Origin of the sequence: Pseudomonas sp. BN417 (assembly GCF_029871205.1) — a bacterium.
In the GTDB taxonomy this organism is placed as follows: Bacteria; Pseudomonadota; Gammaproteobacteria; order Pseudomonadales; family Pseudomonadaceae; genus Metapseudomonas.
Map to the genome: position 1 here is coordinate 195386 of NZ_SSOJ01000139.1, position 25896 is coordinate 221281.

22 protein-coding genes are annotated in these 25896 nt (G+C 64.3%); 8 read left to right on the forward strand and 14 right to left on the reverse strand.

Going from position 1 to position 25896, the window contains the following annotated elements:
• Positions 1-112: 112 nt before the first annotated feature.
• A complete protein-coding gene (locus E8F11_RS19145) occupies positions 113-1312 on the reverse strand; it encodes a CaiB/BaiF CoA-transferase family protein (RefSeq protein ID WP_280290424.1) in 1200 nt (399 codons plus the stop codon).
• 200 nt (positions 1313-1512) lie between these two features.
• On the opposite strand from E8F11_RS19145, the gene E8F11_RS19150 reads away from it, so the two are divergent.
• From E8F11_RS19150 to E8F11_RS19185, 8 genes are all read left to right on the forward strand, one after another.
• Positions 1513-2667: a GGDEF domain-containing protein gene (locus tag E8F11_RS19150; RefSeq protein WP_280290425.1), complete on the forward strand. Its 1155-nt coding sequence runs from the start codon at positions 1513-1515 to the stop codon at positions 2665-2667.
• A 71-nt stretch (positions 2668-2738) separates the two neighbouring features.
• Positions 2739-3278, forward strand: a complete 540-nt coding sequence (locus tag E8F11_RS19155) for a YaeQ family protein (protein ID WP_280290426.1) — start codon at positions 2739-2741, stop codon at positions 3276-3278.
• A gap of 98 nt (positions 3279-3376) precedes the next feature.
• Positions 3377-5092 carry a single-stranded-DNA-specific exonuclease RecJ gene (recJ, locus tag E8F11_RS19160; RefSeq protein WP_280290427.1) on the forward strand — a complete coding sequence of 572 codons (1716 nt, stop codon included), beginning with the start codon at positions 3377-3379 and terminating at the stop codon, positions 5090-5092.
• A 308-nt stretch (positions 5093-5400) separates the two neighbouring features.
• Positions 5401-5823: a YciI family protein gene (locus E8F11_RS19165; protein ID WP_280290428.1), complete on the forward strand. Its 423-nt coding sequence runs from the start codon at positions 5401-5403 to the stop codon at positions 5821-5823.
• Positions 5824-5852: 29 nt separating this feature from the next.
• Positions 5853-6266: a VOC family protein gene (locus E8F11_RS19170; protein WP_280290429.1), complete on the forward strand. Its 414-nt coding sequence runs from the start codon at positions 5853-5855 to the stop codon at positions 6264-6266.
• A gap of 83 nt (positions 6267-6349) precedes the next feature.
• Complete coding sequence (locus tag E8F11_RS19175; RefSeq protein ID WP_280290430.1) at positions 6350-8065, forward strand: SulP family inorganic anion transporter; 1716 nt, start codon at positions 6350-6352, stop codon at positions 8063-8065.
• Between the two features lie 34 nt (positions 8066-8099).
• Positions 8100-8537 carry a nucleoside deaminase gene (locus tag E8F11_RS19180; RefSeq protein ID WP_280290431.1) on the forward strand — a complete coding sequence of 146 codons (438 nt, stop codon included), beginning with the start codon at positions 8100-8102 and terminating at the stop codon, positions 8535-8537.
• 60 nt (positions 8538-8597) lie between these two features.
• A complete protein-coding gene (locus tag E8F11_RS19185; RefSeq protein ID WP_280290432.1) occupies positions 8598-9581 on the forward strand; it encodes a cysteine synthase A in 984 nt (327 codons plus the stop codon).
• 157 nt (positions 9582-9738) lie between these two features.
• Here E8F11_RS19185 and E8F11_RS19190 read toward each other — a convergent pair whose 3' ends face one another.
• The 13 genes from E8F11_RS19190 to E8F11_RS19250 all read right to left on the reverse strand — a co-directional run bounded on the left by E8F11_RS19190 (position 9739) and on the right by E8F11_RS19250 (position 25826).
• On the reverse strand, positions 9739-10215 hold the full coding sequence (locus E8F11_RS19190) for an ester cyclase (protein ID WP_280290433.1): 477 nt from the start codon (positions 10213-10215) through the stop codon (positions 9739-9741).
• Positions 10216-10386: 171 nt separating this feature from the next.
• Entirely contained in the window at positions 10387-11811 is a 1425-nt protein-coding gene (locus tag E8F11_RS19195) for a gamma-aminobutyraldehyde dehydrogenase (protein WP_280290434.1), read from the reverse strand.
• Between the two features lie 174 nt (positions 11812-11985).
• A complete protein-coding gene (locus tag E8F11_RS19200) occupies positions 11986-12792 on the reverse strand; it encodes an ABC transporter permease (RefSeq protein WP_280290435.1) in 807 nt (268 codons plus the stop codon).
• Entirely contained in the window at positions 12782-13732 is a 951-nt protein-coding gene (locus E8F11_RS19205) for an ABC transporter permease (protein WP_280290436.1), read from the reverse strand. Before E8F11_RS19205 ends, E8F11_RS19200 begins: the two co-directional genes overlap by 11 nt.
• A gap of 1 nt (position 13733) precedes the next feature.
• Positions 13734-14759, reverse strand: coding sequence for an ABC transporter ATP-binding protein (locus tag E8F11_RS19210; RefSeq protein ID WP_280290437.1), 1026 nt, complete (start codon positions 14757-14759; stop codon positions 13734-13736).
• Between the two features lie 214 nt (positions 14760-14973).
• Positions 14974-16125 (reverse strand): putative ABC transporter substrate-binding protein YdcS, encoded by a 1152-nt coding sequence (ydcS, locus tag E8F11_RS19215; RefSeq protein ID WP_280290438.1) that lies wholly within the window; start codon positions 16123-16125, stop codon positions 14974-14976.
• A 64-nt stretch (positions 16126-16189) separates the two neighbouring features.
• Positions 16190-17695, reverse strand: coding sequence for a gamma-aminobutyraldehyde dehydrogenase (locus E8F11_RS19220; RefSeq protein ID WP_280290439.1), 1506 nt, complete (start codon positions 17693-17695; stop codon positions 16190-16192).
• A 104-nt stretch (positions 17696-17799) separates the two neighbouring features.
• Positions 17800-18711 (reverse strand): LysR family transcriptional regulator, encoded by a 912-nt coding sequence (locus E8F11_RS19225; RefSeq protein WP_280290440.1) that lies wholly within the window; start codon positions 18709-18711, stop codon positions 17800-17802.
• 330 nt (positions 18712-19041) lie between these two features.
• Positions 19042-21675, reverse strand: coding sequence for a hypothetical protein (locus tag E8F11_RS19230; RefSeq protein WP_280290441.1), 2634 nt, complete (start codon positions 21673-21675; stop codon positions 19042-19044).
• A gap of 97 nt (positions 21676-21772) precedes the next feature.
• Positions 21773-23017, reverse strand: coding sequence for a HEAT repeat domain-containing protein (locus tag E8F11_RS19235; RefSeq protein ID WP_280290442.1), 1245 nt, complete (start codon positions 23015-23017; stop codon positions 21773-21775).
• A 59-nt stretch (positions 23018-23076) separates the two neighbouring features.
• Positions 23077-23622 (reverse strand): hypothetical protein, encoded by a 546-nt coding sequence (locus E8F11_RS19240; protein WP_280290443.1) that lies wholly within the window; start codon positions 23620-23622, stop codon positions 23077-23079.
• A 63-nt stretch (positions 23623-23685) separates the two neighbouring features.
• Positions 23686-24735 (reverse strand): hypothetical protein, encoded by a 1050-nt coding sequence (locus E8F11_RS19245; RefSeq protein ID WP_280290444.1) that lies wholly within the window; start codon positions 24733-24735, stop codon positions 23686-23688.
• 41 nt (positions 24736-24776) lie between these two features.
• Positions 24777-25826: a hypothetical protein gene (locus tag E8F11_RS19250; RefSeq protein ID WP_280290446.1), complete on the reverse strand. Its 1050-nt coding sequence runs from the start codon at positions 25824-25826 to the stop codon at positions 24777-24779.
• Positions 25827-25896: the final 70 nt, after the last annotated feature.

Consider the following 25896-nt stretch of genomic DNA (forward strand, 5'->3'; position numbering starts at 1 on the left):
TTCATTCGCTGAGCAGGCCGAAGGCCTGCCATTCGGGTCCTCAGGGGGCAGCTGCGCTGCCCTTAGCGAATGAATTCGCCCCCACAGTTGACTGGCCTACCTCCACGCTCGCTCAGATCGCCCCGTCCGCCTTCAACGCCGCCACCTGCTCGGCGCTGTAGCCCAGGGCCCCGAGCACCTCGGCATTGTGTTCGCCCAACTCCGGGCCTATCCACTCGGTGGAGCCGGGCGTCTCGGAAAGCTTGGGCACTATGCCCGGCATCTTGAAGGGCTTGCCATCCGGCAGCTTGGCCTGGAGGAACATCTCGCGGGCGAGGAATTGCGGGTCGTTGAACATGTCCTCGGCGGAGAAGATGCGGCTGGCCGGCACTTCGGCGCGGTTCAGCACCGCCAGCACGTCTTCCAGGGGCAGCGACGCCACCCAGCGGTCGATCACGCCGTAGAGCTCGTCGCGGCGTGCGTCGCGGCCGTCGTTGCTGGCAAGCGTCGGGTCATTGGCCAGCTCATCTCGGCCAATGGCCTGCATGAAGCGCTTGAAGATGGCATCGCCATTGGCGCCGATCTGCACATGCCGGCCGTCGGCGGCGGTGTGGATGGAAGAGGGCGTGATACCCGGCATGATGTTGCCGCTGCGCTCGCGGATGAAACCGAACACGTCGAACTCCGGGACCATGCTTTCCATCATGGCGAACACCGCCTCGTAGAGCGCCACGTCCACCACCTGGCCCTGGCCGCCGTTGACTTCCCGGTGGCGCAGCGCCATCAACGCGCCGATCACGCCCCAGAGGGCGGCGATGGAGTCGCCGATGGAGATGCCGGTGCGCACCGGCGGGCGATCCTCGAAGCCGGTGATGTAGCGCAGGCCACCCATGGATTCGCCCACGGCGCCGAAGCCCGGCTGGTCCTTGTAGGGGCCGCTCTGGCCGAAGCCGGAAAGCCGCACCATCACCAGTTTCGGGTTCAGGGCGTGGATCACCTCCCAGCCCAGGCCCAGCTTTTCCAACACGCCGGGGCGGAAGTTCTCGATCAGGATGTCCGCCTCGCTCAGCAGCTTCTTGAGGATGTCCCGGCCCTCGGGATGCTTGAGGTTCAGCGTCAGGGACTTCTTGTTGCGCGCCTGCACGAACCACCAGAGCGAGGTGCCTTCGTAAAGCTTGCGCCACTTGCGCAGCGGGTCGCCGCCGTCGGGCGACTCGATCTTGATCACCTCGGCGCCGAATTCGGCGCACAGGCGCGAGGCGAAGGGGCCGGCGATCAGGGTGCCGAGTTCGATCACTTTGAGGCCGGCGAGGGGTTTGGCTGAGGCGTTCATCGGAATTTCCATGGGCCAGGCGATGGCGGCGACTCTACCCCGTGGGGCCGGCAGCGAACAGCCCGGATTGCCGCTGGCGCCCCCCTCCGGGCCGACTTAAAGTTCTTGCAGGACTCTCATTCGCGTGCGCCGACCGCCATGCCAACCCGACCTGCAATGCCCTGCCACTTGTCGCCCGGTCCGCACCGGGAGGAGGGCACATGCAACTGAATATCCCCACCCTGGTGCTTGTGGATATCTACATCCTCGCCCTGGTGGGCATCCTCATGCTCCACGCCTGGCGACGTGGCCGCCGCGAGCCGACCCTCGGCTACCTGTCCGCCATGCTGCTGCTCGGCGCGCTGGCCACCGTGCTCGGCAGCCTGCGTGGCATCGGCATGGACTTCGTGCCCCTGGTCATCGGCAACGTGGCACTGCAGCTCTGCGGGGCGATGAACTGGACCGCCATGCGCGTGTTCGCCGGGCGCCAGCCGCATCTGCCGGGCATCTGCGCCGGCGCGGCGATCTGGGTGCTGCTCTGCCTCAATCCGGCGTTCTATGAGTCACTGACGGTGCGGGTGGTGCTCAGCTCGATGATGACCGTCACCTACGCCGGGCTCAGTGCCTTCGAACTCTGGCGCAGCCGCAAGTGCCTGGAAGTGGCCTATATGCCGGCCCTGGTGCTGACGCTCTTCCACACGGCCTTCTACTGCGTGCGCATAGTGGTCGACCGTGGCATGCCCTTCGACCAGGCGGTCGCTGGCGCCGGGCAGGGCACCAGCTTCTTCTCCCTGTTGGTGTTCGAGACCCTGCTCTACGCCATCGGCATTGCCTTCGTCACCCTGGCCATGGTCAAGGAGCGTGCCGAGCTGAAGTTCCGCGCCGCCGCCTACTGCGACCCGCTCACCGGTGTGGGCAACCGCCGCGCCTTCATGACGACAGGCGAATACCTGCTGGAAAGCTGCGAGCACCGGGGCGAACCCGTGGCCCTGCTGCTCTGCGACCTCGACCACTTCAAGCGCCTCAACGACAACTACGGCCACGCCACTGGCGACGAGGCGCTGGTGGCCTTCAGCCGCATCGCGGTCGGCAGCATGCGCAAGCAGGACGTGTTCGGCCGCATTGGCGGCGAGGAGTTCGCCTGCCTGCTGGCCGATGCCGACGACGAGGCCGGCGCCCAGGTGGCCGAACGTATCCGCCGCGAGTTCGCCGAGTTGCCTTTCCAGGAGCCGGGCGAACTCAGCGTCAGCATCGGCATTGTCAGCTCGAAGGAAGCCGGTTACGACCTGTTCCGCCTGCTTTCCATGGCCGACGACGCGCTCTATGCCGCCAAGGACAAGGGCCGCAACCGCATCCAGCGATATCCCGCCGAATAGCCGGATGGCCAGCCAAGGCGGTGGATTCAAGGTAGACTTGCCGCCCTCCGCTGATCATCAAGAAGCCCGCCATGGCCCTCCAAGCGACCCCCTACAAAGTCGAACTCAACCTCACCGACCTCGATCGCAGCGTCTACGAGAACCTGCGCTTCACCGTTGCCAAGCACCCGTCGGAAACCGAGGAGCGCCTGGCCGTGCGCCTGATCGCCTACATCCTCTGGTACCACGAGCAACTGGCCTTCGGCCGTGGTCTGTCGGACGTGGACGAGCCGGCGCTGTGGGAAAAGAGCCTGGACGACCGCGTTCTGCACTGGATCGAAGTGGGCCAGCCGGATGCCGATCGCATCACCTGGTGCTCGCGCCGTACCGAACGCTTCAGCCTGGTGACCTACGGCAACCTGCGGGTCTGGCAGACCAAGGTGCTGGACGGCGTGCGCAGCCTGAAGAACATCAACGTCGTTGCGGTGCAGCAGGAAGCCCTGGAAGAGCTGGCCCGCGACCTGCCGCGTTCGGTCAGCTGGAGCGTGATGATCAGCGACGGTTCGCTGTTCATCACCGATGAGCGCGGCCAGCACGAAATTCCCCTGGAGTGGCTGGCCGGGGAACGCTGAGCGGAAATCCGGAGGATTTCCGGGCAAGGGCCCAGATCCTTGCCCAAGGCCCTTTCCCGGGAGGGAGAGGGGAAGTCGAGTCAACGATTGGATCGTCCATGCGTATCGAACACCGCGTCCTGCCCGATGTCCTGCCTGACCTGGGCGACCTGCCGCCGCTGCTGACCCGCCTCTACGCCTCCCGTGGCGTGCAGTCCGCGGCCGAACTGGACAAGAGCCTGGCGCGGCTGATCCCCTACCAGATGCTCAAGGGCATCGATGCCGCCGTGGCCCTGCTGGTGGAGGCCCTGGAGCAGCGCCAGCGCATTCTCTATGTCGGCGACTTCGACGCCGATGGCGCCACCGCCAGCACGGTGGGCGTGCTCGGCCTGCGAATGCTTGGCGCCGCCCACGTGGATTACCTGGTCCCTAACCGTTTCGAGTACGGCTACGGCCTGACCCCGGAAATCGTCGCAGTCGCCCTGACGCGCCAACCCGACCTGCTGGTGACCGTGGACAACGGCATCTCCAGTGTCGAAGGCGTGGCCGCCGCCAAGGCCGCCGGGCTCAAGGTACTGGTCACCGACCATCACTTGCCGGGCCACGAACTCCCGGCGGCTGACGCCATCGTCAACCCCAACCAGCCGGGCTGCGAGTTTCCCAGCAAGGCCATGGCCGGCGTCGGCGTCATTTTCTACGTGCTGCTGGCCCTGCGGGCGCGCCTGCGCGAGCTGGACTGGTTCGCCCGCGCCGGTCTCAAGGAGCCCAACCTGGGCGAGCTGCTCGACCTGGTTGCCCTGGGCAGCGTCGCCGACGTGGTGCCGCTGGACGCCAACAACCGCATCCTGGTCCACCAGGGCCTGGCGCGCATCCGCGCCGGCCGTGCCCGGCCTGGCCTCAAGGCGATCCTCGAAGTTGCCGGACGGCCGGCGGGGCGCATCACCTCCACCGACCTCGGCTTCATCCTCGGCCCGCGCCTGAACGCCGCCGGCCGCCTGGACGACATGAGCCTGGGCATCGAATGCCTGCTCTGCGAGGACGAAGCCCTGGCCCGCGACATGGCGGTGCAGCTGGACCAGCTCAACCAGGACCGCAAGGCCATCGAGCAGGGCATGCAGCGCGAGGCCTTGGCCCAGCTGAAGAACTTGCCCATCGAGGACATGCCCTTCGGCCTCTGCGTGTTCGAGCCGGATTGGCACCAGGGTGTGATCGGCATCCTCGCCTCGCGCCTGAAGGAGCGTTATCACCGCCCGACGATTGCCTTCGCCGATGCCGGCGACGGCCTGCTCAAGGGCTCGGCGCGCTCGGTGCCGGGCTTCCATATCCGCGACGCGCTGGACGCGGTGGCCGCGCGCCATCCGGGGCTGATCAGCAAGTTCGGTGGTCATGCCATGGCCGCCGGCCTGTCCCTGCCTGTGGAAAACTTCGGCGCCTTCGCCGCCGCCTTCGACGCCGAGACCCGCCGCCAGCTCTGCGAGGACGACCTCACCGGCCGCCTGCTTTCCGATGGCCAGCTGAGCATCCAGGAATTTCACCTGGAGCTGGCTCGCGCCCTGCGCCTGGCCGGTCCCTGGGGCCAGCACTTCCCCGAGCCGCTGTTCCACGGCGTGTTCCAGATCGTCCAGCAGCGGCTTGTCGGCGAACGCCACCTCAAGCTGGTGCTGAAAAGCGAATGCGGCTCCCTGCAGCTGGATGGCATTGCTTTCAACATCGACCGCGAACAGTGGCCCAATCCCACCGTGCGCTGGGCCGAGCTGGCCTACAAGCTGGACGTCAACGAGTACCGTGGCCAGGAAAGCGTGCAGCTGATGGTGGCGCACATAGCCCCTCGCTGAGCCGCTTTTCGCCTGTGGGGGCGAATTCATTCGCTAAGGGCAGCGGAGCTGCCCCCTGCGAGGCCCCGAGGCAGACCTGCGGTCTGCTTTGCGATTGAAATCGCCCCCACAGCAGAACCTCCCTTCAGCTCACCCGTCACCCCGCCCTCGCATCTTTCCCATCCGGGTCTACGCTGTTCCAGTCCCTTAACATCCGCAAAAAAATCGACCTGCCTGTCGATTCCGTCTTCTTCCTTTCGACCAATAAGCACAGCCGGCACGCAAGGGACCGCAGCCTGGCGTTCATGCCACCCGACAGGAGAACAACAATGCGCTTCATGGTGATAGTCAAAGCCACAAAGGAATCCGAAGCCGGCGAGATGCCCAGCACCGAACTGCTCGCGGCCATGGGCCAGTACAACGAAGAGCTGGTGAACGCCGGCGTGCTGCTTGCCGGCGAAGGCCTGCACCCCAGCTCCAAAGGCGCGCGGGTGGTGTTCAAGGGCAAGGAGCGCAGTGTTATCGACGGTCCTTTCGCCGAAACCAAGGAGCTGATCGCCGGCTACTGGCTGTTCAAGGTCAACTCCCTGGAAGAGTGCATCGAATGGGTCAAGCGCTGCCCCAACCCCATGCCGACCGAGTCGGAAATAGAAATCCGCCAGGTGTTCGAAGCCGAGGACTTCGGCGAAGAGTTCACCCCCGAGCTGCGCGAGCAGGAAAAGCGCGTCTTCGAGAAAGCCAAGCAGCAGTGATCGCTGAAACCCGACGACAGGAGACAGTCATGAAAATCGATCCCTACCTCACCTTCGATGGCCAATGCGGCCCGGCCTTCCAGTTCTACGCCAAGGTGCTGAACGGCACCCTGGAAGCCTTCCTGACCTTCGCCGAAAGCCCGGCCTGTAACGAGGTGCCCGAGGAGTTCCGCGACAAGATCATGCATGCCCGCCTGGCGGTGGGCGACCAGGTGATCATGGGTTCGGACTGCCCGCCCCAGGCGCCGTTCGAGGGCATCAGTGGCATCAGCATCTCGATCAACGTCGACCGCATTGCCGAGGCCGAGCGGGTGTTCAACGCCCTGGCTGAGGGTGGCCAGGTGCAGATGCCCCTGGAGAAGACCTTCTGGGCCGCGCGCTTCGGCATGCTGATGGATCAGTTCGGCGTGCCCTGGATGATCAACTGCGAGAAGGATCAATAATTCTCAAAAATGACCGCGGCGCCGGGTAAATCCCGGCGCCGTTGATAAGCTTCTCAGGATCGAACCTCTCAAGGACCGATCCGATGCGACCGCTTCAACGGCTCCGCAAGCGCGCCAGCAATTTCCAGTATCGTCGCGACTGGCTGCGCGCCGACCTCACTGCCGGCCTGTCGGTGGCCGCGGTGCAGATTCCCACCGCCATCGCCTATGCGCAGATCATCGGTTTTCCGGCCCAGGTCGGGCTCTACGCCTGCATCCTGCCCATGCTCATATACGCCCTGGTCGGCGGCTCCCGGCAGCTCATGGTCGGACCCGATGCCGCCACCGCCGCCATGGTAGCCGCCGCCATCACCCCACTGGCTGCAGGCGATCCGCAGCGGCTGATCCACCTGTCGATGATCGTCGCGGTGATGGTCGGCCTGCTGTCGATCCTCGCCGGCTTCATCCGCGCCGGCTTCATCGCCAGCTTCCTGTCGCGGCCGATCCTGGTCGGTTACCTCAACGGCATCGGCCTCAGCCTGCTGGCCGGCCAGCTGGGCAAGCTGCTGGGTTACCAGAGCGAAACCAGCGGCTTCATCGCCGGCCTGTTGGCGATGATCCGCAATCTGGCCAGCACCCACCTGCCGACGCTGGCCCTGGGTGCCGCTACCCTGTTGCTGATGATCCTGCTGCCGCGGCGCTGGCCGAGGCTGCCGACGGCCCTGGTGGCGATAGTGCTGGCTTCCGTGGCCGCCGCCTGGCTGCAACTGGACCGCCACGGCGTAGCATTGCTGGGCGCGGTCCCGGCCGGCCTGCCGGAACTGAGCTGGCCGCGCACCAGCTACCAGGAACTGCTCGGCCTGCTGCGCGATGCCACCGGCATCACCATCGTCAGTTTCTGCAGCGCCATGCTCACCGCGCGCAGCTTTGCCGCCCGCCACGGCTATGCGATCGACGCCAACCACGAGTTCATTGCCCTGGGCCTGGCCAACGTCGGCGCCGGGGTGTCCCAGGCCTTCGTCATCAGCGGCGCGGATTCGCGCACGGCGGTGAACGACCTGGTGGGCGGCAAGACCCAGCTGGTCAGCGTGGTGGTGGCCCTGGTGATAGTCGCGGTGCTGGTATTCCTCCACGGCCCGTTGGCCTGGGTGCCCATCGCCGCCCTGGGGGCGGTGCTGATGCTGGCGGGCTGGGGGCTGATCGACTTGCGCGCGCTCAAGGCCTTCTGGCGTCTCAGCCGCTTCGAATGCGGCCTCTGCCTGCTGACCACGGTGGGCGTGCTCGGCGTCGGCGTGCTGCCCGGCATCTTCGTCGCCATCACCCTGGCCCTGCTGCGCCTCCTGTACTTCACCTACCGGCCCAGCGATGCGGTGCTGGGCTGGGTGGAGGGCGTGGACGGGCAGGTGGAGCTGGGCCGTTATCCACAGGCCAGCACCTTGCCGGGCCTGCTGATCTACCGCTTCGACGCGCCCTTGCTGTTCTTCAATGCCGATTACTTCAAGCAGCGCCTGCTGCACCTGGTGGAACAGGTGGACCATCCCCGCGCCGTGTTGCTCAACGCCGAAACCATGATCAATCTCGATCTCACTGGCCTCGCCACCCTGCGTGAAGTGCAGCAGACCCTGGCGGCCCAGGGCGTCCACTTCGGTTTCGCCCGCCTGTTGGGCCCCTCCTACGACTTGCTACAACGTTCCGGCCAGCTGGGCGAGCTGAAACCGCCGCTGGTGTTCAGCTCGGTCAGGGCGGGGATCAATGCCTACAAGATCTGGCTGGCGAAGCAGGGTGATCAAGCCTTGCCGAAGTCCGATCCAGTCACGTAAACAGGACCACAGGCCACTCACACAAGGAACGACCATGGACCCCTTCATGCAAGCCGCGATCGAGGAAGCCCGCCAGGGCCTGGCCGAGGGTGGAATTCCCATCGGCTCGGTGATCGTCCACAAGGGCCGCATCATCGGCCGCGGCCACAACCGCCGCATCCAGGAGGGCAGCGCGATCAAGCACGGTGAGATGGACGCCTTCGAGAACGCCGGGCGCCAGCCGGCCAGCGTCTACCGCGAGGCGGTGCTCTACACCACGCTCTCGCCCTGCTCCATGTGCAGTGGCGCCATCCTGCTCTACGGCATCCCCAGGGTGGTCATCGGCGAGAACCGTACCTTCCTGGGCGAGGAAGAACTGCTGCGCTCCCGTGGCGTGCAACTGGAGGTACTGCAGGACGCCGAGTGCGTGAAGCTGATGGAGGATTTCATCGCGGCCCGGCCGGAGTTGTGGAACGAAGACATCGGCGAGTGAGAGGTGGGTGGGGTCTAGACTGAAACTGTTCGTCCCCATGCGACTTCCCGGAGGTGCGGCATGGCGATCCGCGACGGTTTTATCGGCAGCGTCGGCAACACGCCGCTACTGCGTCTCGGCCGGCTCTGTGACGAGACCGGCTGCGAGATCCTGGCCAAGGCCGAATTCCTCAACCCCGGCGGCTCGGTCAAGGACCGCGCCGCCCGCTTCATCCTCGAAGACGCCGAGCGCCAGGGCCGCCTGGCGCCGGGCGGCACAGTGGTCGAAGGCACCGCCGGCAATACCGGCATCGGCCTGGCGCATATCTGCGCGGCGCGAGGCTACCGCTGCATCATCGTGATCCCGGACAACCAGTCCCCGGAAAAGCTGGACCTGCTGCGCACCCTGGGTGCCGAGGTGCGGCCGGTACCGCCCAAGCCCTACAAGGACCCGGACAACTACCAGAAGATCGCCGGCCGGCTGGCCAACGAACTGCCGGGCGCCATCTGGGCCAACCAGTTCGACAACACCGCCAACCGCCAGGCCCACTATGCGACCACCGGCCCGGAAATCTGGGCCGAGACCGGCGGCCGCGTGGATGCCTTCGTCTGCGCCACCGGCACCGGCGGCACCCTGGCCGGCGTCGCGCGCTACCTCAAGGAGCGTGATCCCAAGGTGCGCATCGTCCTCGCCGATCCCATGGGCAGCGCGCTGTACAGCTGGGTGAAGACGGGCGAACTGCTGGCCGAGGGCAGTTCCATCACCGAAGGCATCGGCACCACGCGGATCACCGCCAACCTCGAAGGAACGCCGATAGACGACGCGGTGCAGGTGGACGACCCGGCCTGCGTGGCCATGGTCTACCGCCTGCTGCGGGAGGAGGGGCTGTTCGTCGGCGGCTCCTCCGGCATCAACCTGGCGGCCGCCGTGCAGGTGGCCCGCGAGTTGGGGCCGGGGCACCGGATCGTGACCCTGCTTTGTGATCGGGGTGGGCTTTATGCCGGGCGGTTGTTCAATCCGGAGTGGTTGAAGGAGAAGGGATTGGCGGAGGCGGCTGGGGTCTAGTCCGTCGCCCTGCTGCCGGCGGGGAGCCGATCGTAGGGTGCGCCATGCGCACCGGAACACCGTGCGGAGATGGCGGTGCGCGCAGCGCACCCTACGGGGAGTAGCCGGCGCGAGTCACCCCTCTCCGCTTCAGGGAGAGGGGCCGGGGGAGAGGGCGTTACCAGCCGAGCTGCTTGTTGAAGCCCAGGGCGTCGTAGTAGTCGCCCTGGTAGGTGATCTTGCCGTTCTTCACGCGGACGAAACTGACTCCCTCGAACTTCAACGGCTTGTTGGTGGCCGGGGTCTCGGCACTCCAGGCGCCGCTGTTGGTGCCGGCGAACTCCCACTGGAAGGCGATGCCGTCGGCACTGACGATGGGCTCGCTGGTCATCTTCCAGGTGAGGTTCGGCACGGCGGTGACGAACACCTTGATCACATTGTCGCGGGCGGCCGCCCGACCCTGCTGCGGGGTGCCGACGGTGGCGTCGAAGTACACCGCGTCCTCGGCCAGGAAGCTGGCGGCCTTGTCGACGTCGTGGGCGTTCCAGGCGGCCATGTAGCCGTCGACTATGGCCTTGGCATCGTCGGCTGCCTGGACCAGGCCGGCCGTGGCGCAAAGCAGGATGAAGCTGAAAGTACGCAAGGTGTTACGCATTGCTTTTTCTCCTGGTGGTGGGGCGTGCTGCTGGTGGGCGGACTTGCCGCCCTTGTGGGGGCGAATTCATTCGCTATGGGCAGCGTAGCTGCCCCCTGGGACTCCCAAGGGCAGGCCGGCGGCCTGCTCAGCGACTGAAGTCGCCCCCACAAGGAGCGAGGTCAGCCTGGGTCAGTGCTTGAACATCACATGGCGCACTGCGGTGTAGTCCTCCAGGCCGTACATGGACATGTCCTTGCCATAGCCGGAGTGCTTGACCCCGCCGTGGGGCATTTCGCTGACCAGCATGAAATGAGTGTTGACCCAGGTGCAGCCGTATTGAAGGCGCGCGGACAGGCGGTGGGCGCGGCCCACATCAGCGGTCCAGAGGGAGGAAGCCAGGCCGTAGTCGGAGTCGTTGGCCCAGGCCAGCACCTGCTCCTCGTCGTCGAAGGCGGTGACCGAGACCACCGGGCCGAACACTTCGCGGCAGACGATCTCATCAATCTGGCGGGCGCCGGCCAGCACCGTGGGCTGGAAGAAGAAACCCGGGCCGTCGACGCGCGCACCACCGGTGATCACCTGGATGTGCGGCAGGGCGCTGGCGCGCTGGACGAAACCTTCGACACGCTCAAGATGCTGCTCGGTGATCAGCGGGCCGAGCTCGGTGGCCGGGTCGTCCTGCAGGCCGGTGCGGATGCTGCCGACGGCTTCGCCGAGCTTGGCCACGAACTTCTCGTAGATGCCCTGCTGCGCGTAGATGCGGCAGGCAGCGGTGCAGTCCTGCCCGGCGTTGTAGAAGCCGAAGGTGCGGATGCCCTCGACGGCGGCGTCGATGTCGGCGTCGTCGAAGATGATCACCGGGGCCTTGCCGCCCAGCTCCATGTGCATGCGTTTCACGCTGTCGGCGGTGCCTTTGATGATCCGCGAGCCGGTGGCCACCGATCCGGTCAGCGAGACCATGCGCACTTTCGGGTGGGTGGTCAGCGGTTCGCCGACGCTCGGGCCGCGGCCGAAGACCAGGTTGACCACGCCGGCGGGGAAGAGCTCGTTGATGAATTCGGCCAGCTTGAGGGCGGTCAGCGGGGTCTGCTCGGAGGGTTTCAGCACCACGGTGTTGCCGGCGGCCAGGGCCGGGCCGAGTTTCCAGGCGGCCATCATCAGCGGGTAGTTCCACGGTGCGATGGAGGCGACCACGCCGACCGGGTCGCGGCGGATCATCGAGGTGTGCCCGGGCAGGTACTCGCCGGCGGCGGAACCGCTCATGCAGCGGCTGGCACCGGCGAAGAAGCGGAACACGTCGGCGATGGCCGGCAGCTCGTCGTTCAGCGCGGCGGCGTAGGGCTTGCCACAGTTCTGCGATTCCAGGCGGGCGAGTTCCTCGGCGTGGGCGTCTATCTTGTCGGCGAGCTTGAGCAGCAGGGTGGCGCGCTCTTTCGGCGGGGTTTGCGACCAGGCCGGGAAGGCGGCGTCGGCGGCCTGCACGGCGGCATCCACCTGGGCCGGGCTGGCCTCGGCGATTTCCACCAGGGCGGTGCCCAGGGACGGGTTGAGCACGGCAAGGCTCGGGCCTTCGCCGGCGATGAGCTGGCCGTTGATCAGGAGTTTGGTTTGCATGGGGTGGGTCCTCGTTCGGTCTAGCCCCTCTCCCCCTGGGAGAGGGGTTGGGGTGAGGGTTGTTGTGTGCGGCTCGGACTACCCTCTTCCGATCGCGGCCCGCCCCGGCCCCTCTCCCGGAGGGAGAAGGGAGGGGAGAAAAGCGAGGGAGAGGGAGGCGGCCTGAAACTGTCTTTACTTCCCGCTCCCCGCCACGCCCTCGCCACCCTTGGTCAGGTAGTAGGCGCCGAGGATGGGCAGCATGGTCACCAGCATCACCAGCATGGCGACCACGTTGGTCACCGGGACGTCGCGCGGGCGGCTGAGCTGGTTGAGCAGCCAGATCGGCAGCGTGCGCTCATGGCCGGCGGTGAAGGTGGTGACGATGATCTCGTCGAAGGACAGCGCGAAGGCCAGCATGCCGCCCGCCAGCAGGGCCGAGCCGAGGTTCGGCAGGATGATGTGGCGGAAGGTCTGCCAGCCGTCGGCGCCCAGGTCCATCGAGGCTTCGATGAGGCTGTGGGAGGTGCGGCGGAAACGCGCGATCACATTGTTGTGGACGATCACCACGCAGAAGGTGGCGTGGCCGATGACGATGGTCAGCATCCCCGGCTCTATCCCTAAGCCCTTGAACGCCGAGAGCAGGGCGATGCCGGTGATGATGCCGGGCAGGGCGATGGGCAGGATCAGCATCAGCGAGATGCCTTCCTTGCCGAAGAAGTCGCGGCGGTAGAGCGCGGCCGCGGCCAGGGTGCCGAGCACCAGGGCGATCAGGGTGGCGAGTGCGGCCACCTGTGCCGACAGCTTGATCGCTTCCACCACGTCGGCGCGGCCGAAGGCGACGCTGAACCAGTGCAGGGTGAAGCCCTGCGGCGGGAAGCTGAAGGCCGCGTCTTCGGTGTTGAAGGCGTACATGAAGATGATCAGGATCGGGATGTGCAGGAAGGCCAGCCCGCCCCAGGCGGCGGCTTTCAGGCCCCAGGTCGCTTGCTCAGAGTGCATCGAAGGCCCCCAGACGTTTGACGATGGACAGGTAGATGGCGATCAGCACGATCGGCACCAGGGTGAAGGCGGCGGCCATGGGCATGTTGCCGATGGCGCCCTGCTGGGCGTAGACCATGCTGCCGATGAAGTAGCCGGGCGGGCCCACCAGCTGCGGCACGATGAAGTCGCCGAGGGTGAGGCTGAAGGTGAAGATGGAGCCGGCGGCGATGCCTGGGATGGACAGCGGCAGGATCACCTGCATGAAGGTCTGACGCGGGTGTGCGCCAAGGTCCGCCGAAGCCTGCAGCAGTGACGGCGGCAGGCGTTCGAGGGAAGCCTGGATCGGCAGGATCATGAACGGCAGCCAGATGTAGACGAACACCAGGAAGCGCCCAAGGTGCGAAGTCGACAGGGTGTTGCCACCCACTCCAGGCACGCCCAGCAAGAGTTCCAGCAATGGCTGCAGATGCAGCATCTGGACGAACCACATCACTACGCCGCCCTTGGCCAGCAGCAGGGTCCAGGCGTAGGCCTTGACGATGTAGCTGGCCCACATGGGCATCATCACCGCGATGTAGAAGAACGCCTTGGTCTTGCCCGTGGTGTAGCGCGCCATGTAGTAGGCGATGGGGAAGGCCAGGGCGGCGCTGGCGATGGACACGGCGACCGCCATGCCCAGGGTGCGCAGGATGATGTCGAAGTTGGCCGCCTGGAACAGCGCGGCGAAGTTGGCCAGGGTCAGGTCCGGCGTCACCGCCATGGTGAAGTCGTCGAAGGTGTAGAAGCCCTGCCAGAGCAGGGTCAGCAACGACCCCAGATAGATGGCGCCGAACCACAGCAGCGGTGGTACCAGCAGCAGCGAGAGATACAGGGTCGGCTTGCGGTAGAGCAGGTTCGACAGCCGCCGCAGCAGGCCGTTGGCGGCCTGGGGCCGCTCGGCGTTGAGGGTCAGTTCCATGTCACAGGCCCTCGCTGAGCTGGACCATGGCATCGCGGGCCCAGCGGGCGGTGACCACCTGGCCTTGCTGGTGCAGCGGCGCGGCGTCCTGCCACTGGTTGTTGGCCAGGCTGACGCAAAGGTTCTGGCCGTTGTCCAGGCGGATCTCGTAGCGAGTGGCGGCTCCCTGGTACTGGATATCGTGGAGCAGGCCGCTGATTTCCACCTCGTGGCTGGCCGCCTCGCCCTGGGCGAAGCGGATGTGCTCTGGACGGATGGAGAAGGGCTGCGCCGCGCCGGTGAGCTGGCGTGCGAGGTCACCGCGCAGCACGTTGGAGGTGCCGACGAACTCGGCCACGAAGGGCGTGGCCGGCTTCATGTAGAGGTTGCGCGGGGTGTCCACCTGCTCGATGCGGCCCTTGTTGAACACCGCCACGCGGTCGGACATGGACAGCGCCTCGCCCTGGTCGTGGGTGACGAAGATGAAGGTGATGCCGAGCTGGCGCTGCAGCTTCTTCAGTTCGCTCTGCATCTGCTCGCGCAGCTTGAGGTCGAGCGCGCCCAGGGGCTCGTCCAGCAGCAGCACGCGCGGGCGGTTGACCAGCGCACGGGCCAGGGCCACGCGCTGGCGCTGGCCGCCGGAGAGTTGTGCGGGTTTTCTGTCGCCGTAGCCGGCCAGGGCGACCATGCCCAAGGCTTCTTCGGCACGGTTGTGGCGCTCTGCCTTGCCCACGCCCTTGACCTTGAGGCCGTAGGCGACGTTGTCGCGCACGTTCATGTGCGGGAACAGCGCGTAGTCCTGGAACACGGTGTTCACATCGCGCTCGTAGGGCGGCAGGCCGGCGGCCTCCTCGCCATGGATGCGGATTGAGCCCGAGCTGGGTTGCTCGAAGCCGGCGATCAGGCGCAGGCAGGTGGTCTTGCCTGAGCCGGAAGGGCCGAGCATCGAGAAGAACTCGCCGTCCTTGATATCGATGGATACCCGGTCAACGGCCTTGACCTCGCCGAACTGGCGGGAAACCTGGGTGAATTGGACGGCAAGTGTCATGGTGAGGTGCTCCGGTGACGCGAAAAAAGACGTGACCTGGGTGGGGCCTCGCAACTGGAGGCCCTGCGGGAATCTCATGTGGCAGGAGGTAGCCCCCTCTCCCTCCGGGAGAGGGTTGGGGAGAGGGAAACACCGCGCGGAGCAGCACTACCCTCTCCCCCGGCCCCTCTCCCTGAAGGGCGAGGGGTGACTTTCGGGGAGAGATCGGTGCGGATTACCTTCCGCCCATGATCGCGATGTAATCCTGGGTCCAGCGGCTGTAGGGCACGTACTTGCCGCCCTCGGCCTGCGGGGTTTTCCAGAAGGCGATCTTGTCGAACTGGTCATAGCCGTTGGTGGCGCAGCCCTCGGCGCCGAGCAGGGCGCTGGCCTTGCAGCCGGCGGGGACGGCGGGCAGGGAGCCGAACCAGGCGGCCAGGTCGCCCTGGACCTTGGGTTCCAGGGACCAGCTCATCCACTTGTAGGCGCAGCTCGGGTGCTTGGCGTCCACGTGCAGCATGGTGGTGTCGGCCCAGCCGGTGACCCCCTCCTTCGGGAACACCGTGGCCACCGGCTGGCCCTCGGCCTTAAGGGTGTTGGCCATGTAGCCCCAGGTGCTGGAAGCGGCCACGCCTTCGTTCTTGAAGTCGCTCATCTGCACGGTCGCGTCGTGCCAGTAGCGATGCACCAGGCTGTGCTGCTTGCGCAGTACGTCGAGTACGGCGGCGTACTGCTCCTCGGTCAGCTGGTAGGGGTCCTGGATGCCCAGTTCCGGCTTGGCGGACTTCAGGTAGAGGGCGGCGTCGGCGATGTAGATGGGGCCGTCGTAGGCCTGCACACGGCCCTTGTTGGCCTTGCCGTCGGCCAGCTGCTGGGGCTCGAACACCGCGCTCCAGCTGTCCGGCGCCTGCTTGAAGGCCTTGGTGTTGTACATCAGCAGGTTCGGGCCCCACTGGTAGGGGGTGCCGTACGGCTTGCCCTGCACGGTGAACCAGGGGGCGTCCTTCAGGCGCGGGTCGAGGTTCTTCAGGTTGGGGATCAGGTCCGGGTTGATCGGCTGCACGCGCTTGCCATAGATCAGGCGCAGTGAGGCATCGCCGGAGGCGGTGACCAGGTCGTAGCCGCCCTTGGTCATCAGGCTGACCATCTCGTCGGAGGTGGCGGCGGTCTTCACGTTGACCTTGCAGCCGGTGTCCTGCTCGAACTGGGTGACCCAGTCGTAGTTCTTGTCCGATTCGCCGCGCTCGATGTAGCCGGGCCAGGCGATGATGTCGAGCTGGCCTTCGCCCTTGCCGACTTCCTTGAGGGCCTCGGCAGCCTGCAGGCTGGTGCCGGCCAGGACGGCGGTGGCGATGGCGCTGAGCAGAGCGGTTTTGCGCACGGACATGATGTTCCCTCTCGAGTTGTTATTGGTCGGGGCAGTTGGAGCAGGTCGAACCGTTGTTGTTTTGCTAAAGCGTCTGTCCGTGGCGCGCCATGATGTGGCGCACCACGCTGTAGTCCTGCAGCGAGTCGCTGGACAGGTCCTTGCCGTAGCCGGAGCGCTTGAGGCCGCCATGGGGCATCTCGCTGGCCAGCATGAAATGGGTGTTGATCCAGGTGCAGCCGTACTGCAGGCGCGCGGCCACCTGCATGGCCTTGTCCAGGTTCTGGGTCCAGACCGAAGAGGCCAGGCCGTACTCGGAGTCGTTGGCCCAGTCCACGGCCTGGGCCAGGTCGTCGAAGCGGGTGACGGTGACCACCGGGCCGAACACCTCGCGCTGGACGATCTCATCCTGCTGCTTGCAGCCGGCCAGCAGGGTGGGTTGGTAGTAGTAACCGGCGCCGGAGTGCACGGCGGCGCCGGTGACCCGCTCGATATGCGGCTGGCCGAGGGCGCGTTCGACGAAGCTGGCCACGCGGTCGCGCTGGCGCGAGCTGATCAGCGGCGGCATCTCGTTGTCCTGGTCGCGCTTGCGGGCGAAGCGCAGGCTGGCCACGGCATCCCCCAGTTCGCTCACCAGGCGGTCGTGGATGCCGGCCTGGGCGTAGATGCGGCAGGCGGCGGTGCAGTCCTGCCCGGCGTTGTAGTAGCCGTGGGTACGCACGCCCTGGACCACCGCTTCGAGGTCGGCGTCGTTGCAGACGATCACCGGCGCCTTGCCGCCCAGTTCCAGGTGGGTGCGTTTCAGGGTGCGGGCGGCGCTTTGCAGGATCTTCTGCCCGGTGACTATGTCGCCGGTGAGCGAGACCATGCGCACTTTCGGGTGACCCACCAGCTGGCTGCCGACGCTGTCGCCGCCGCCGCAGAGGATGTTGATCACCCCAGGCGGGAGGATCTCCGCCAGGGCCGGCGCCAGGGCCAGGATCGATAGCGGAGTATGTTCCGAGGGCTTGAAGATCAGGGTGTTGCCGGCGGCCAGGGCCGGGGCGATCTTCCACGCCGCCATCATCAGCGGGTAGTTCCAGGGCGCGATTGAAGCCACTACGCCCACCGGGTCGCGGCGCACCAGGCTGGTGTGGCCGGGGATGTACTCGCCGGCCAGTTGGCCTTGCTGGCAGCGCACGGCACCGGCGAAGAAGCGGAACACATCGGCGGTAGCGGGAATGTCGTCCTGGCGCGCCAGGTGCAGGGGCTTGCCGCAGTTCAGGGCTTCCAGGCGGGAGAGCTGATCGGCGCGTTTCTCGATGGCGTCGGCGATGGCCAGCAGGGCGGCGGAGCGTTGCGCGGGCGTGGTGCGTGACCAGCCGGCGAAGGCGCGGTGGGCAGCGGCGACTGCGGCTTCCATCTGTTCGATGGAGGCTTCGGCGATGGTCACCAGGGTTTCGCCGCTGGCGGGGTTGATGATCGGTTCGGCCAACCCTTCGCCGATGACGAGCTGGCCGTCGATCAGCAGTTCGGTATGCAGGGTGGGGGTGCTGGCGGCGCCGGTCATCTTGCTGGCTCTTTTCTTCTCGGTTTTTTGTTCTTCGGTCATACCGGTGCTCCTGGGTGGGGCCGGCATGCCTCTGCTTATGGGGACGAGAGACTAGAGGCCGGACCTGAGGTCGACAAATTCTAAATACTGAAAGTAGCGTTCGATTAAATCGAAGGCCTGCGGCTATTCGGCTGTTCCCGCGCCACGGTGAGGAAGGGGTCCACCAGCGCCGGCCGCGCGGTGCCGCGACGCCAGGCCAGGCCCACGTCCAGCGGCTCGCCAAGGTCCACCAGGGGCCGGGCTTCGATGATGTCGCCCTCCAGGGACCAGGGGCGGTAAGTCATGTCCGGCTGGATCGACAGGCCGAGTCCGGCCGCCACCAGGCTGCGCACCGCTTCCACCGAGGCGGTGCGCAGGGTCACCTGCGGCGTCATCCCCGCGCGCGACCAGATGCGCTGGGTGTGCAGGCCCATCTCGTCGGCGTTGAGCTGGATCAGCGGTTCGCCGGCCACGTCCGCCAGGCCGATGCTGTCGCGTTCCAGCAAAGGGTGCTGGGCCGGCAGCCAGAGGCGGTGGGGCGAGTGCGTCAGCACTTCGGTCTGCAGGGCGTGGCGGTCTTCCAGGTTGGAGAGGATGAGCACGCCGACGTCGATCTCGCCGCTGACCAGCAGGTGCTCGATATAGGGGCGTTCGTCCTCCACCACGCGGGTCTTCACATTGGGGTAGGCGCGCTGGAAGCGGGTGATCAGGTCGGCCAGGTAGTAACCGGCCACCAGGCTGGTCACGCCGATGGTGAGGCTGCCGGCCACCTGGTCGGTGCTCTGCTGCAGGCTGCGCTTGGCGTTGTCCACCGTGGCCAGGATCAGGTGCGCCTGGCGCAGGAACTGGTGGCCCTGGTGGGTGAGTGACATGCCCTTGGCATGGCGGTTGAACAGGCTGACGCCGATTTCCTCTTCCAGCTGCTGGATGGCCAGGGTCAGGGTCGACTGGGAGATGAACACCGCCTGGGCGGCGGCGGAGATAGAGCCGGTTTCGGCCACGGCGATGAAATGGCGGATCTGGCGGAGGGTCATCATGGGCGGATGGCGTCCCTGGATTATCGAAATCTGAACTTGGGTTTCGCTTTTTTAGAAGGTTTCTTCTCGTTCCGCCACCTTGCGTGCGCGCAGCGAGGTTAATCGCTAATTCACCTGGCCCCTACCGGCGAGAGACACGGCACCTGCCGGTCGGCCGAGAGGCCATTCCAGTAGGTGAAGTCGAAGTCCTTGGCTATTCCGGGGGGCTGAGGGTTTGCAGCAGGTGTCGTCGTAGGTGCTGGCCAGCATCAGGCGCGTGGCCCAGGCGCGGTCAACCGCGCCGAAGCCGGCGGGCGACGGCTGGTGCCACGAGCTCGCCGGCCGGGTGCCTCAGTCGATGAGGCTTCTCTCTTGCAGAATCTTCAGGAAAGACGCTCCATCGTCTTCCACCATGAAGATTTCCTCACCATCGAGCATGTACGCCTTCAGTAAGGACTCTACCGCGAGAGCCTCATTGCCCAACTTCCACTGACACTGCCCCAGGCGGTAATGCACGAATGGATTCTCGATCCCGCCTGGCTCATTCAGCGCGTCCAGAAAGCTATTGCGCGCAAGCTCGTAGTCGTTCTTCTGATACTGTGCATCACCAGCGGAGGCGGACAGCCACATGCAGGCCTCCTGATCCACTTTGGGTTCCATGAGAATGAAGCCCTGCTCCCGCCAGTATTGCATCGCAAACTCGTCGTCCGTAGCCAGTTGGGGAGGAGTACCTTCCAGTAAGGCGTCGTTGGCAGCCTTAAGTTGCGCCGCGCCCCTGCGGAACAGGCGGATGGCATCGTTGAGACGTTGGCTCCCAATCAAGTCCAACGGGACTGAGCCGACGTCGCTGTCCTGGTCATCCAGGTAACGAATTCGAACTCGCTCCTGGCCGTCCATGCAGCACTCGACGTCGTAGTAGAAGTTCTCGTACTTCGTTTCACCATCGCTATCCACATACGCCCGGGTAAGCCGGAAAGTCGGGAGCATCTCGCGGTCGTCGTTGTTTTCGTGTCGGAACGATGCATGCAGGCTTCCTAGCCAGAATCCGTTCCGGTCGTCACTGTTGTAGTCGTCATAAGGTGTCGCCACGGGAAGCGCGAGCAGCGTCCGGACTTCGGCAGGTGTGATTTGCTCCGCGGCCCAATGGCGACTCGATGCTCCCTCCAGCAGCAACGACCAACCTTTCAGAATGAGTTGGGTGAAGGTGGGAGTGAAAGTGTCGCCGACGACGCCGCACCACTCGGGCTCATCGGCCTTGAAATCATCGCAAGTGGCCTTGAGCAGGGCCCAGCCGTACTGCCGCGGACGAAAGAACAGCACTTCCTTCCATGTCCGGGGAAGCGGCTCCCGAACCATGGAGAAGCACACTGCAGATCCGTTGGCCAGATCCTCCATCATGATGTTGCGGGCCTGCGTCCCGTCTTTTTCTGCCGGTGACACCAACACCGTCAATTGCAGGCCATCGCGGTCGAACTGGTACATCCAGGTTTCAACTTTCTCCAGTGGCATCAGGTCGGGAGCGCCCAGCCGCAGAAAGTTCTCGGGACTTATGGTGGCGTCGGAGAAAATCGAGGGTACGCTGAACGGCGCCGCTACCTCCGATAGCCCCTGCATCGAGACTATGCATTGGCCTGCTTCCAACAGATCCAGCATGGCGCTGGCGTCCAGCTCCCAGGCGGCCGCCGGCTCGGGCTCAACCTGAATCACGCACTCGGGCGCAATGATTCTCTTGAGTTCTTCGCCGTCGAACGCGTCCAGGTCGTCAATGCGCTTGAGGCAAGTTACCTTCCCCTGCAGGGTCATGTCGTAGTCGGTTTGAATCAGCAGCGCAACCTTGGTGTCACCCCGAACATGCATGCAGCCGTGGTTGTAGTCGCCCCAATACAGCTCTGCGATTTCCAGGTTGCCACCGACGAAGACCTGCTGCCCCCCGACCATGGCGTTGCGCGCCGTCAGGTTGCCCAGGACGATGAGGCCGCAGGCTCCATCGGTTTCCAGGCTCCAGATATGCTGTTCAATGACGACGTTTCCAGTGACCAGGATGAACCACGGATGGGCTCCGCCATCGTCGCCTTCCCGCCAAGGCGAAAGCGGGTCGTCCAGATTCAGGCGATCGAGGTGAAGATCACCTTCGACATAGAGAACAAGGTTCTCTTCCGTCTCGACCTCGTCCGGCTCCAGCCAGTAAACATCCGAATCTTCCGGGACTTGGTCACTGATCTCCGTATAGCGCATCACCCGGAACGGACACTGAGGTGACAAGACCGCTGTCACCTGCTGTGGAGTCGGCCCGGACGCCTCCAGCGTCGCGGAGTCTTCGGCCACAACTAACGCGCTGAACACCTCCCGCCAGTTGCCTGGAGCCATGCGTGCCAGCCTACTCAGATAGCGCTGGAGGGCTCGGGCTATCTGCGCGCAGGTCAACCCCATCCCCCACGGGAATGGTTGCCTGTCGTAAACCACATCCATTGCCCAACGAACTGCGTCCCCCTCGTAGCAGCCGGTCAGTTCCTCGGTGACTACCGTGGCCAGCATGAACATCGCATCCAACCGGCCGTCCGGAGGACCATCGCACGCGGCTCGGAGTAGCGTGATGGCGTGCTCGTTGATCGAGAACGATGCGCACTGGTCTGCGGTGATAGCCAGGCGTAGCGATGCGGCAATCTTGATCAGGTCGGTGCTTTTGAGCACAAGAGGCGATGTACAGAGGCTGGAGCGAGTCTCGGAGTCCTCCGCCAGTTCGCGCCAGGCGGTAATGTCGCCCTCGCCGTCCTTCTGAAGCATGTAGCGGCTGGCATAGGTGGCCATGTCGTTAGGGTCCTTGAAGAGAGACGACAGGATTACCTTGTTGTCATGGTCGTAGCCAAAGTACTGGCGCACGCCGTCCAGCATCAGCGACTCGATGCCACCAGAGTGTCCGCAGCGGTCAGCGATTGGGGAGAATTTATGTTCGGTTTCCATATGTGAGTCCTTGGCGGAAGCCATGCCCATTCCTTGATCCGATTCCAGGTGGCGAGCGCAGATGCCGTTGGACCTACCGCTCGCAACCTTGGCAGGCAAGTGCTCCTACCGAATTGATGCCTCAGAGTCGCGGTGATGGCACTTGAGACAGAACGTGTTGCCGGCGGTCCGCCATATCGAGGAGAACCGAAGTCTGCCAGCATTGGGGTAGCCAGCCTGCCAGCAGCAGGGGGCGCGCATTGTCCGGGCGCATGTCCTGGCCGGCCAGCAGGTAAGCGTTTCTCGGCATGCCGGCCATGTAGCGCGTCACCCAGTCGGTCAGCCGCTCGACATCAGGCATCAAAAGACCATCGTCTTCGCTGAAATGCGGGGTGTCCCCCGCCTGCTGATCCTCCGGGTTCCATAGTCCCTGCTCGTCCATGTCCAGCCCCGTGATGTGCGCGATGGCGTAGCCCGATAGCTGGGCGTACTGGGGCACGTGCACGTAATCGAGCAGCTTCGTCAGTGCAACGGCGCTGCCTCGAAATGCCAAAGACCAGATGAGTGCCCGGCTTTGCGCGGGGTCGGCCTGTGCCTGTTGAATCCAGGCTTCGAATGCGTCGGGCTGTGCGGTCAAGGCAAACAGCAGCAGTGCGCGTCGCTGCCGGCTGCCCTGCATCAGCGGCAGCGTTTCCAGCAAGGCGGCGTCGGCTTCGGGCATGCCCAGCCAGGCCATGGCATAGGCGCTCTCGAACCGACACTGGGGCTCGTCGCCCTTGAGTGCTGCCCGCAGGGACGGTGCCTGGGCCGGCAGGCGCCACTCGCCGATGCAACGCAGGGCCCGGGCGCGGACGGCTGCGGAGGGATCCGTCAGGGTCTTCGTCAACCAGGTGGAATGCACACTCGGTCCATCACCGGCATGGGTCACGGCGAAGGCCGATGCGGATGTTGCGCGTAGGGCCGCAGCGGTCGAATCGCTCCAGCGTTTCAGGCAGTCCGCGGCGGTGGGTGTCGCGCTCCAGATCAAGGCCGCCGCTGCCCCCTTGGCGGCAGCCGGATGAGCCTGAAGCACCTGCTCCAAGGCAGACCAATCCACCCCGTTGCCTTGCTGCAACAGGGTGTAGGTGCAGGCGAACACCTCGTCGGGCGTCTTCCAGCGCTGCAGGTTGCCGATGGCGATGGGGAGTGCCGCAGGGCCGGCGACCCGCAGCCCTTCCAGGTGCGCATCCAGCAGCTGGTCCAGGCGTTGCAGGTGCGAGCAGCGATAGCTGGGACGCCACAGAGCGTCTTGGCGGCGCAGCCAGCAAAATGCCGCCTCATCCAGATGCTGGTTCAGGATGTGGTGATTGACAGGACGTTGCAGCAGGGTAGTAGCGGTCGTAGGCATGGCTCAATCGTCCCAATAGGCAGTGAGGGAGGGCGGCATGGCCATCCACAGGCGAGGTTTCAAAGCTCGTCGCCTTCATCATCCGCATCGTCCTGCCCGTCTTCGTCATCGTCGGGCAGCGGATAGGGGACAGAGAACGCTTTGGTGTGCAGCTGTTGTAGCTCTTGCAGTGCTTCCTCGCGGTCCTGGCGATAGGCCATGGTGATGCCCGCCTCCAGGGTGCGGCGCAATTCGTCCTCGTTGTATTCGGTCCGGTCTTGGGCGAACAGGTGCTTGCCCAGGATGCGCGCCGCGCTTATCAGGCTGTCTTGGATGATGCGGTGGTGCGCCTCGGAGAAGTCGCTGGGTTCGGGATCGACGTGCTCCAGCATCTGCCGCGCCGTTTGCGCAGCCTCTTCGACTGCGCCCTGCGCCATCAGGACCTCCATCTTCAGGTCGTACCAGCCCGACCAGTCGTAATCGTCCTGGATGTTCAGCGACACCAGCCGATTGCGCGCCGCCTCCAGGTGCTCCAGCGCCTGCCCATGCCGGCCGTCCTGCCAGGCCTCGGCGGCTTGGCCGATGAGGGTATCGAACTCGTTTTGCTGCTGTGCGGTGAACTTCATGTTGGGTCACTCGTCGTGAAATGACGCTCGCCACTGCTGGCGAGCGTTACAGGTACTCGGGCATCAGTCCTTGAACTCATGCCAGCGGGCCTGCAGGACGCCGTCGTACAGGCCTTCGGCCTTGCAGCGGTCGACCATTTCGCCGTAGCTGAAAATCTGGTGCCATTGGCCGTTTTCCAGATACGCGGCGCCATAGAAGCCGGCCAGCAGCAGGACGCCATCGCGAGTGGAGAGATGGCCCGCGCTGATTTGGGAAAAGGCAGGGATGTTGGCCTTCACCAACTGGTCGCCGACAATCCACCATACGCCGTAGTCGTTGGTGCACCAGACGCGATCCTCGTACCAGACCATATCTTTAAACGCGAGACTGATGAGTTCCTTGCTCTTTACCTTTTTCCAGGTGTCGCCTCGGCCCACAAAGGTATGGCCTTCATAGCCGCTGATATAAACACGGCCATCAGCACCACAGCAGACTGTCTCTAAGAAGAGATTGCTTGGAAAGTCGACTCGGCGCCACGCGTTTCCATTAAAGCTCCATACATCACCGTACCCACCAACGGCATATATGTCATCTTTAGAAAATCCATCCAGATCCCTGAAACCCGGCCTCCCGGATTTATCCACCTCGGTCAATGGAATATTTTTGTTATGCCAATGCCATCTATTTTTCTGTTCGCGGAAGCCAAAAGTTCGCATTCCTCCTGCTGCGTATAATGTGTCTGATATGGTTTTTAGCCGAAAAACACCGCCTCGGGTCTGACTCAGGATATTATCTTCCATACCTGCTTCACCGCTTCCAACGGCATAAACCTGACCACTGATTGAGCTCACAACTAGTTGCTCTTTTTGATTTAATGACACCGCGGCATCTGAAATATCAAATCCAGTCAGAGTTGCATGCCCCCACTGGGAGTCTTTTGGTTTGAAGCTGAAGTCCGATATGACTCGAAGTATTAAGGCAGTATCATCTGGATAACGCCCGACATCCTCCCAGTCCGTCCACTGCGTATAGTCTTCGCGGGCAAGAAAGTAGAATTTATCCCTGCTCCTGACTACGCAATCAACGATGTTGTACCCCAAGAGTTCTTTGCTGAAATCTTCCGGTGCCATCATGATTTATTCCATCCCTGTGCTGCCATTTGGATATTCCGGTGTCAGTCCTTGAACTCATGCCAGCGGGCTTGTAGCACGCCGTCGTACAGGCCTTCGGCCTTGCAGCGGTCGACCATCTCGCTGTAGCTGAAAATCTGGTTCCATTGCCCATTTTCCAGATACGCGGCGCCATAGAAGCCGGCCAGCAGCAGGACGCCGTCGCGGGCTGACAGGTTTCCGGAACTAACTTTGGCAAGCGCGGGAAGATCGGCGGGGACTATCTCATCATTGATAATCCACCACACGCCGTTGTCGTTGGTGCACCAGACGCGGTCTTCGTACCAGACCATGTCCTTGAAGCCCAATGGAATGACTTCCCTTTTCTTTATCGGCTTCCAGGTGTCCCCGCGGCCCACGAAGGTCAGGCCTTCGTATCCGCTGATGTAGACCCGGCCGTCCGCACCGCAGCACATGGCTTCACTGGTGACGTTGCTGGGAAAATCCACGCGCCTACATGATTTCCCATCGTAATGCCAAACATCCCCATCGCCACCAGCGGAATAGATATCATCGTGAAAAAATCCATCAATGGCGCCAAATCCTGCTGAATATAGTTCGCTCTCTTTATCATAAGGCGTATCGCGACTAAGCCATTGCCAGTCGTTCTTTCCTCTTCGAACTCCGACTATTCTCCCGCTGCCAGCGAGATAGACACTGCCATCAATTGTTCTGAGACATCTTAGCGAGCCTCGCAGATCCGGCTTGACTTCATCTTGGATTTCGTTATCTCCCGCGCCGAGGACGAATATCTGTCCGCTCAGAGAACCGACAATAAGCTGCTCTTTCGGCAAGAACGCCACGCTTGAGTTCAGTCTCGAGAATCCTTTCAGGACACAATGCCCCCACTGTTGGGTGGGTTCTTTTGAGCGTACGAAAGACATTACTCTTTTGTGTAGGGAACGCTCGCTTGGATGGTCCCCTTTGTCCTTCCAGTCGGTCCATTGCGTGTAGTCTTCACGCGCAACAAAGTAGAAGAAGTCTCTTCTTCTCACTTCGCAATCCACGATGTTGTAACCGAGCAGTCGTTTGGAGAAATCTGCGGTTGAAATCATGTCGGCAGCCTAGTCCTTGAACTCATGCCAGCGGGCCTGCAGGACGCCGTCGTACAGGCCTTCGGCCTTG

Bases quoted from the DNA above. Each gene is read 5' to 3' on its own strand.
- E8F11_RS19230 (WP_280290441.1), bottom strand. From the start codon at position 21,675: ATGGCTTCCGCCAAGGACTCACATATGGAAACCGAACATAAATTCTCC.
- E8F11_RS19195 (WP_280290434.1), bottom strand. From the start codon at position 11,811: ATGCAAACCAAACTCCTGATCAACGGCCAGCTCATCGCCGGCGAAGGC.
- E8F11_RS19170 (WP_280290429.1), top strand. From the start codon at position 5,853: ATGAAAATCGATCCCTACCTCACCTTCGATGGCCAATGCGGCCCGGCC.
- E8F11_RS19200 (WP_280290435.1), bottom strand. From the start codon at position 12,792: ATGCACTCTGAGCAAGCGACCTGGGGCCTGAAAGCCGCCGCCTGGGGC.
- E8F11_RS19185 (WP_280290432.1), top strand. From the start codon at position 8,598: ATGGCGATCCGCGACGGTTTTATCGGCAGCGTCGGCAACACGCCGCTA.
- E8F11_RS19165 (WP_280290428.1), top strand. From the start codon at position 5,401: ATGCGCTTCATGGTGATAGTCAAAGCCACAAAGGAATCCGAAGCCGGC.
- E8F11_RS19175 (WP_280290430.1), top strand. From the start codon at position 6,350: ATGCGACCGCTTCAACGGCTCCGCAAGCGCGCCAGCAATTTCCAGTAT.
- E8F11_RS19150 (WP_280290425.1), top strand. From the start codon at position 1,513: ATGCAACTGAATATCCCCACCCTGGTGCTTGTGGATATCTACATCCTC.
- E8F11_RS19180 (WP_280290431.1), top strand. From the start codon at position 8,100: ATGGACCCCTTCATGCAAGCCGCGATCGAGGAAGCCCGCCAGGGCCTG.
- E8F11_RS19235 (WP_280290442.1), bottom strand. From the start codon at position 23,017: ATGCCTACGACCGCTACTACCCTGCTGCAACGTCCTGTCAATCACCAC.
- recJ (WP_280290427.1), top strand. From the start codon at position 3,377: ATGCGTATCGAACACCGCGTCCTGCCCGATGTCCTGCCTGACCTGGGC.
- E8F11_RS19240 (WP_280290443.1), bottom strand. From the start codon at position 23,622: ATGAAGTTCACCGCACAGCAGCAAAACGAGTTCGATACCCTCATCGGC.
- E8F11_RS19245 (WP_280290444.1), bottom strand. From the start codon at position 24,735: ATGATGGCACCGGAAGATTTCAGCAAAGAACTCTTGGGGTACAACATC.
- E8F11_RS19190 (WP_280290433.1), bottom strand. From the start codon at position 10,215: ATGCGTAACACCTTGCGTACTTTCAGCTTCATCCTGCTTTGCGCCACG.
- E8F11_RS19220 (WP_280290439.1), bottom strand. From the start codon at position 17,695: ATGACCGAAGAACAAAAAACCGAGAAGAAAAGAGCCAGCAAGATGACC.
- E8F11_RS19205 (WP_280290436.1), bottom strand. From the start codon at position 13,732: ATGGAACTGACCCTCAACGCCGAGCGGCCCCAGGCCGCCAACGGCCTG.
- E8F11_RS19145 (WP_280290424.1), bottom strand. From the start codon at position 1,312: ATGAACGCCTCAGCCAAACCCCTCGCCGGCCTCAAAGTGATCGAACTC.
- ydcS (WP_280290438.1), bottom strand. From the start codon at position 16,125: ATGTCCGTGCGCAAAACCGCTCTGCTCAGCGCCATCGCCACCGCCGTC.
- E8F11_RS19155 (WP_280290426.1), top strand. From the start codon at position 2,739: ATGGCCCTCCAAGCGACCCCCTACAAAGTCGAACTCAACCTCACCGAC.
- E8F11_RS19225 (WP_280290440.1), bottom strand. From the start codon at position 18,711: ATGATGACCCTCCGCCAGATCCGCCATTTCATCGCCGTGGCCGAAACC.
- E8F11_RS19210 (WP_280290437.1), bottom strand. From the start codon at position 14,759: ATGACACTTGCCGTCCAATTCACCCAGGTTTCCCGCCAGTTCGGCGAG.
- E8F11_RS19250 (WP_280290446.1), bottom strand. From the start codon at position 25,826: ATGATTTCAACCGCAGATTTCTCCAAACGACTGCTCGGTTACAACATC.